General features: G+C 37.7%; 6 protein-coding genes and 1 other annotated feature (1 of these 7 cut by a window edge). Of the genes, 3 read left to right on the top strand and 3 right to left on the bottom strand.

The genetic code is table 11. The annotated features are described in order from the left end of the window. Positions 1-91 precede the first annotated feature (91 nt). On the bottom strand, positions 92-1,783 hold the full coding sequence (ezrA, locus tag ACRPLQ_RS24835; protein ID WP_028411807.1) for a septation ring formation regulator EzrA: 1,692 nt from the start codon (positions 1,781-1,783) through the stop codon (positions 92-94). Between the two features lie 213 nt (positions 1,784-1,996). Between ezrA and hisJ the strand changes: the two genes are divergently transcribed. Beyond that, on the top strand, positions 1,997-2,791 hold the full coding sequence (gene hisJ, locus ACRPLQ_RS24830; protein WP_098627520.1) for a histidinol-phosphatase HisJ: 795 nt from the start codon (positions 1,997-1,999) through the stop codon (positions 2,789-2,791). On the opposite strand, the gene refZ is transcribed toward hisJ, so the two are convergent. Next, a complete protein-coding gene (refZ, locus tag ACRPLQ_RS24825) occupies positions 2,783-3,430 on the bottom strand; it encodes a forespore capture DNA-binding protein RefZ (RefSeq protein WP_013059482.1) in 648 nt (215 codons plus the stop codon). The genes hisJ and refZ overlap by 9 nt on opposite strands. Before the next feature lie 217 nt (positions 3,431-3,647). Between refZ and ACRPLQ_RS24820 the strand changes: the two genes are divergently transcribed. Both ACRPLQ_RS24820 and rpsD read left to right on the top strand, forming a co-directional pair. Then, positions 3,648-4,127, top strand: coding sequence for a GAF domain-containing protein (locus ACRPLQ_RS24820; protein ID WP_014458011.1), 480 nt, complete (start codon positions 3,648-3,650; stop codon positions 4,125-4,127). Between the two features lie 417 nt (positions 4,128-4,544). Continuing rightward, complete coding sequence (gene rpsD, locus ACRPLQ_RS24815; RefSeq protein WP_013059485.1) at positions 4,545-5,147, top strand: 30S ribosomal protein S4; 603 nt, start codon at positions 4,545-4,547, stop codon at positions 5,145-5,147. Between the two features lie 73 nt (positions 5,148-5,220). Here rpsD and tyrS read toward each other — a convergent pair whose 3' ends face one another. Beyond that, positions 5,221-6,480 carry a tyrosine--tRNA ligase gene (gene tyrS, locus ACRPLQ_RS24810; RefSeq protein ID WP_028411808.1) on the bottom strand — a complete coding sequence of 420 codons (1,260 nt, stop codon included), beginning with the start codon at positions 6,478-6,480 and terminating at the stop codon, positions 5,221-5,223. Positions 6,481-6,553: 73 nt separating this feature from the next. Then, positions 6,554-6,561 (bottom strand) — a binding site (T-box leader) (it continues 203 nt past the right edge of the window).

Here is a 6,561-nt window from a genome sequence, read left to right as displayed (position 1 = left end):
GTCACCGGTACAATATCGGCAACTGGTCGTTTAAAAGGTGTTTTGATCCCTGTCTCAAAAACAGGGGTCAGTCCCAAAGGACACGAGCTTTTTAACTCTGTGAAGATACAATACGCTGTATACGATCAAGCGCACCAGGGTCCACTTGCTCAATAGCTGCAGATGCCTGTTTTAACGCTTCTTTGTATTCATAATGACGAAATGCTTCTTCTGCTTCTTCTAAAGACTGTGCAATCGAGTGATGAGTACTTCTATAACGGTTCCCGTATTGAATCACTCTTTCAACGAGTCGCGCTTCCTCTAACATTGCCTCTGTTTCATCAAATGTATCTTGAACAAAACCAACAGCATCTTCAAGTAAAGATTGAACAGCTTGAATATTAAGCGGTTTTTCTTTCAGCTTAGCGGTTACTTCATTTAAGATATGAACCGTTTTTTCAAGCTGCACTTTATATTCTTCAGGAACACCGGGAAGGTTGCTTTTTTGAATAAGGCGTCGTGCTTCAATCAACTGAGCTTTCAGTTCTTCTATTTTGTCCTTAGCTGAGAGCTCATCTTTGCGAAGAGCTTGTAGCATATCGCTATAGGATTCCTGAGATTCTTTTAATTGATTAAGCTGTTTGGAAACGTCTTCGAGTTCTTCTTGGATCACACTGTAGGCTAAATTGTGCTCCGCTACCTTGTCCGAAATATTATAGTACAAGTTAGTTAATCGTTTTAGTTCGCGATCCATTTTGTAATATACGTCTAAATCGCGCTCTTTAAAATGATAGCTCTGCTGTACAAATAGCGTTTCTTCACGAAGTTCACGGTTTCGTTCTTGAAGCATACGAAGGAAGTTAGATACCGTATGAGATTCACGGTTCATTTTATGATAGGAGAAAACCTCATGCTCAAGTGAGTCATATAACTGCTCTAAGCGTTCGTTAACATCATCTAGTTTTGTAATCGCTTCTTCCACATATAATTCTTCAATATCTGCAATAATTTCAGCAGTTTCTTGTTTTAAAAGCTCTACCGTTTCTTCTACTTGCAGATGATCTAACACATATCCCTGCTCACTCATTTCGCGGAACCCGTCAAGCAGCTCATTGAATTGAACAGGAAGAGTGGTCTGACACTCAACTAACACTTTCGGAATTTGTTCTAAATACGAATCAATAGCTGTTAAATCAGTTTTTAATTGAAGAACAATCTCACGTGCTTGAAGATAGTTTCCGTTAATCGTCTCTTCCTCGTATTTTTTAAACTGCTCTTTAGATGTATTAATTGCGTATTCTAAGGTTTTTTCAGCATTTCCATAGGAATACCGATGTGCGAGCAATTTTTTCTTCACATGGCGGTGAAGCTGATTTAATTCCTCAATATCATATCGATTATCTTGTTCGCTACCAATTAAATTTTGAAGTTCAGTAAGTATGTTTTCAATATCTATCTTGGTTTGTTCTAAGGCTTGATCAATATGTATAGATAACTGCTTCGCTTTTTTAAATCGGTATTTATCTGCTGCTTCTTCCGTTTCAAACAGTTCTTTATCAATTTTGGGGAGATTAGTTGATATAATTTCATCCCACTGCTCACGCCAACGTTCAAATAGCTCTTCAGTTTGACCTGTCATGTTCAATTCTTTTACTTTTGAAATTTCCTCTGCAACTGGCGTATTTGCTAATTCGACTTTGATCGTTTCCAGGCGATCAATTTCTTGATAAATCTTTTTACGTGAAAACATTCCGTACACAACTAATCCGATAATGAGTATGATTAGTGCTATAATGAATTCCATACTAAGCCCCCTTACAGTGCGTTCTACATGACAAGTTTCTTATTTATAAAAAGGGTGAATTTAATCCTTTAAATTTTTTTGCGTCAATGTTTTTATGATACCATGTAAAGCCCAACTTTTGAGCAAAAAATTAAATTTTTTTATACAAAATATTGGCATGGAGTCACTTTGTGTCGTTACAATGGAAAAAGAAGAAAAAAGGAGGCATTTTTTATGAAAGTTGACAAACATATTCATACTCCATTTTGCCCACACGGTTCGCCTGATTCATTGCAACAATATGTTGAACAGGCGATTTCCCTGAACTTTGGCGAGATTTCGTTTACAGAGCATGCTCCGTTACCAAAAAGCTTCATTGATCCGACGCCTGATCGAGACAGCGGAATGGCTCCTGACAAACTTGATCGCTACATTCAAAACGTACAGCAAGTAAAAAAAGAATTTGAGCGCGATATTCGTATTAATATCGGATTGGAAGTTGACTTTATTGAAGGATTTGAACACGAAACAACAGAGTTCTTAAACGAATATGGTCCTTATCTCGATGACAGCATCCTTTCGGTTCACTTCTTAAAATATGAAGAAGAATATGACTGCCTGGATTTTAGCGCTGACGTATTTGCACATATTGTACAGAAATTCGGCAGCGTAAGCAAAGTATATGATAAGTATTACAACACGGTATTACGCTCTGTACAGGCCAATTTAGGCGTTTATAAGCCTAAGCGCATTGGTCATATGACACTCGTACATAAATTTCAAACTCGCTTTCCATATGAAGACACACTTTCCCCTATTATTTTATCAATACTCGATGAAATAAAAATGAAAGATCTGGCGTTGGATTATAATGGTGCAGGGTTGTTTAAACCTTTGTGCAAGGAAGCGTATCCATCTCCCTTTGTCGTAAAAGCAGCCCAACAGAAAAAAATCCCTCTCGTATATGGGTCAGACGCCCACTGTGCGAAGGATTTAGGCCAAGGCTATGGAGAGCTCCATTTAGGATAATTGAACGCGCAGTTTGTTTGTCCGTTCATATGGCAAACATACCGTTGTGTGCACCCATTGCTCAAGCTCAATCGCATATTGCTGAACAAAATACGGTTCGTGAGGCAATATATGAAGAACTTCACTTAGATACTGAGGATGAAGATAAGGCATAGAGAGCATTCCCTTAAGCTCAATAATTGTAAAGGAAACGTGCAGCTTTCGAAACTCCTTTTCTTTCATCCCTCTTTCAAGAATTGTTTTTAAGTAGTATTTTTCCTTGGTTAAATACGTAGTCATAACTTCTCGAATTAAAATCGTGTCAAGAGAGATTTCTCTATATACAAGACGGGCAATATGCCTATTTTCGTGCTGGTAATGTAAGATAGCTCGAATCATTACGATCATACTTTCTGTTGAAGACAGCTTTTTCATTTCTTGGAATGCTTGCTCCAGCACCCCAATATAACCTTCAAAATAAGAAATCACTAAACTTTCAAGTAATCCTTCTTTGCTATGAAAATAATATGAAATATTCGCTACGTTCACTTTCGCTTTTCCTGCAATCTCCCGCACCGACGTACCATCAAAACCTTTTACGTTAAAAAGAGAAACAGCCGCATCAATAATTTTCTCTTTCGTTTTTGACTGTACAGCCATCTATCTACACCTCATTTCGATTTATTTTTACAAAACACATATGATTGCAAAATTGTGTAGAAATCGTTACAGTATTTAAAAAGGATTTTAGTAGCCTCTCTACATAATTCGTGATAGGCTTTTTAGTTCCTGTAATCTTTTATCGACAAAGTAGCGTTAAAACTGACGTTTCCTGATAAAAATTCATTAAATCTTATGTTGAATGGAGGAGAATACATTGTTTAATGTCGAAAACTACAGCGGCTCAAAACAAAAAGATTATGAGTTAGTAATTAAGCAATTACGCGCCTTATTAGAAGGAGAAAGCAATACGATTGCTAATCTAGCAAATGCTTCAGCTCTGCTAAATCAATTTTTAAATGAAGTAAACTGGGTAGGTTTTTATTTAATGGAAGACGGGGAGTTAGTGCTTGGACCTTTCCAGGGACTGCCGGCTTGCGTTCGTATTCCACTTGGAAAAGGCGTATGCGGTACAGCAGCTCAAAATCAAAAAACAGAGCGAATTGAAGATGTTCACGCCTTCCCTGGCCACATTGCATGTGATGCCGCTTCTCAATCTGAAATCGTTGTACCAATTGTAAAAGACGGTCAGCTTTTAGGTGTTCTTGATATTGACAGTCCAATCAAAAATCGCTTTGATGAAATCGATCAACAGTATCTTGAAGAATTCGTCAAAGAACTCACTTCTTTTCTTTAAATATGAATAAGCAAAAAAAAACCGCTGCAAATCAGCGGTTTTTGCTTATTAAACAAACGTTTGATTAGCCATCACCACCATTTTCTTAGGTTCTTTCTTCTCTTTTCATACTTCAAATGAATATATCCTTTCTTTTACATTCTTTTAATCTTCAATCTTCCTTGACTTTATACGAGGAAACACCTATAATACTCGTTGTGTGAAATATTGCAGCTTATACAATCTTCTTTATGTTTTTTCATTTTGTTCCTCATTAAAAGGTTGTTTTACAGAAGTAGCAATTCTTTTAAAAAGATGGTGTATCGTGTAACTCTCTGCTGCTAGAGCGATGGTACATGAAAACAAAATGAGCATATCGCTAGAATGTGTCTGTTTTTGTTTTGCATAAAATAAAAACACAAACAAGGAGGAGTCATCATGGCTCGTTATACAGGTCCAAGTTGGAAAATCTCTCGTCGCTTAGGTCTTTCTCTAAGTGGTACAGGTAAAGAATTAGAAAAACGCCCTTACGCTCCAGGTCCACACGGCCCAGGTCAACGTAAGAAAATTTCTGAGTACGGTTTACAATTACAAGAAAAGCAAAAATTACGCCACATGTATGGTGTAACTGAGCGTCAATTCCGTAACTTATTCGTTGCTGCTGGTAAATTAACTGGTAAGCACGGTGAGAACTTCATGATTCTTTTAGAAGCTCGTCTTGATAACTTAGTATACCGTATGGGTCTTGCACGCACTCGTCGTCAAGCTCGTCAATTAGTTAACCACGGTCACGTTTTAGTTGACGGTAAACGCGTTGACATCCCATCTTACCGTGTACAACCTGGTCAAGTGATCGGTGTTCGCGAAAAATCTCGCAACCTTTCAATCGTGAAAGAAGCGCTTGAAGTTAACAACTTCGTACCAGACTACTTAACAGTAGACGCTGAGAAATTAGAAGGTACATTCACTCGCTTACCTGAGCGTTCTGAATTATCTGCTGAAATCAACGAAGCACTAATCGTAGAGTTCTACTCTCGTTAATAGTAAAAAGCCGTTCCCTATGGAGCGGCTTTTTTACTGTCTTTATACAAAAAAAAGGCCTTTCGGCCTTTTTTTATGCGTATTGAATAAGCGTATATTTTTTCTTGCCTCGACGAATTACTGTAAATTGACCTTCAATACGGTCTTCTGCTCCTACTGTTTTTTGCAAATCTTGCTCACGCTCACCGTTTAAGTAAATCGCACCGTTTGAAATATCTTCACGCGCTTGACGTTTAGAAGGAGAGATTTTACTTTCTACAAGTAAATCGATTAAACCAATATCTTCACCTGTATGCGTGTAAGAAGGAACATCCTTGAATCCTTGCTTAATTTCTTCTGCTGTTAACTCTGAAATACTTCCGTTAAATAAAGCTTGCGAAATACGAATGGCTTGCTCAAGAGCTTCTTCACCGTGTACAAGCGTAGTCATCGCCGCTGCTAGTGCTTTTTGTGCTTCGCGTTTTTCAGGCGCTTCTTTTGCAGATGCTGCTAATTCATTAATTTCTTCATGTGATAAGAATGTAAAGTATTTTAAATATTTTATAACATCACGATCATCTGTATTAATCCAGAACTGGTAGAATTCATACGGACTTGTTTTTTCAGCGTCTAACCAAATTGCTCCGCCTTCTGTTTTACCGAACTTCGTGCCGTCTGCTTTTGTTACAAGCGGAACTGTTAATCCAAATGCTTTTGCATCTTCTTCTGATTTACGAATTAATTCTAAGCCAGCTGTAATATTTCCCCATTGGTCGCTGCCGCCAATTTGAAGCTTACAGTTATACGTTTGGTATAAGTTCAAGAAATCATATGATTGTAAAATCATGTAGCTGAATTCCGTAAATGAGATGCCTGATTCGATACGAGATTGAACAGAATCCTTTGCCATCATGTAGTTAATACCAAAGTTTTTACCGATATCTCGTAGGAATGTAATAACATCTAACGTGCCAATCCAGTCATAGTTATTCGCAATAACCGCTGCATTTTCACCTTCTTCAAAATCTAAGAAGCGTGAAAGCTGACCTTTAATACGCTCACTAAACATAGCAACCGTTTCTTTTTCATTTAACGTACGCTCTGCTTTTTTACCGCTTGGATCTCCAATAAGACCCGTACCTCCACCAACTAATGCAATCGGTTGGTGTCCAGCTTGTTGAAAGCGACGCAAAATTAAAACAGGAAGCATGTGGCCGATGTGAAGGCTGTCGGCTGTTGGATCGAATCCACAGTACAAACGAACAGACTCTTTACTCAAAAGTTCATTTAAACCTTTTTCATCCGTTTGTTGATTAATGAGCCCTCGAAACTCAAGATCTTGTAAAATATCCATGTTATATTCTCTCCTTTATCTAATTGCTCGTTACAATTTGTTGAACAACATAAAAAACGCCCCTTCTTAAAAAAGAAGGGA

It is taken from the genome of Priestia sp. TRN 1309 (assembly GCF_050846875.1).
Taxonomy (GTDB): domain Bacteria; phylum Bacillota; class Bacilli; order Bacillales; family Bacillaceae_H; genus Priestia; species Priestia zanthoxyli.
This window is presented reverse-complemented; position numbering and strand designations above follow the sequence as displayed.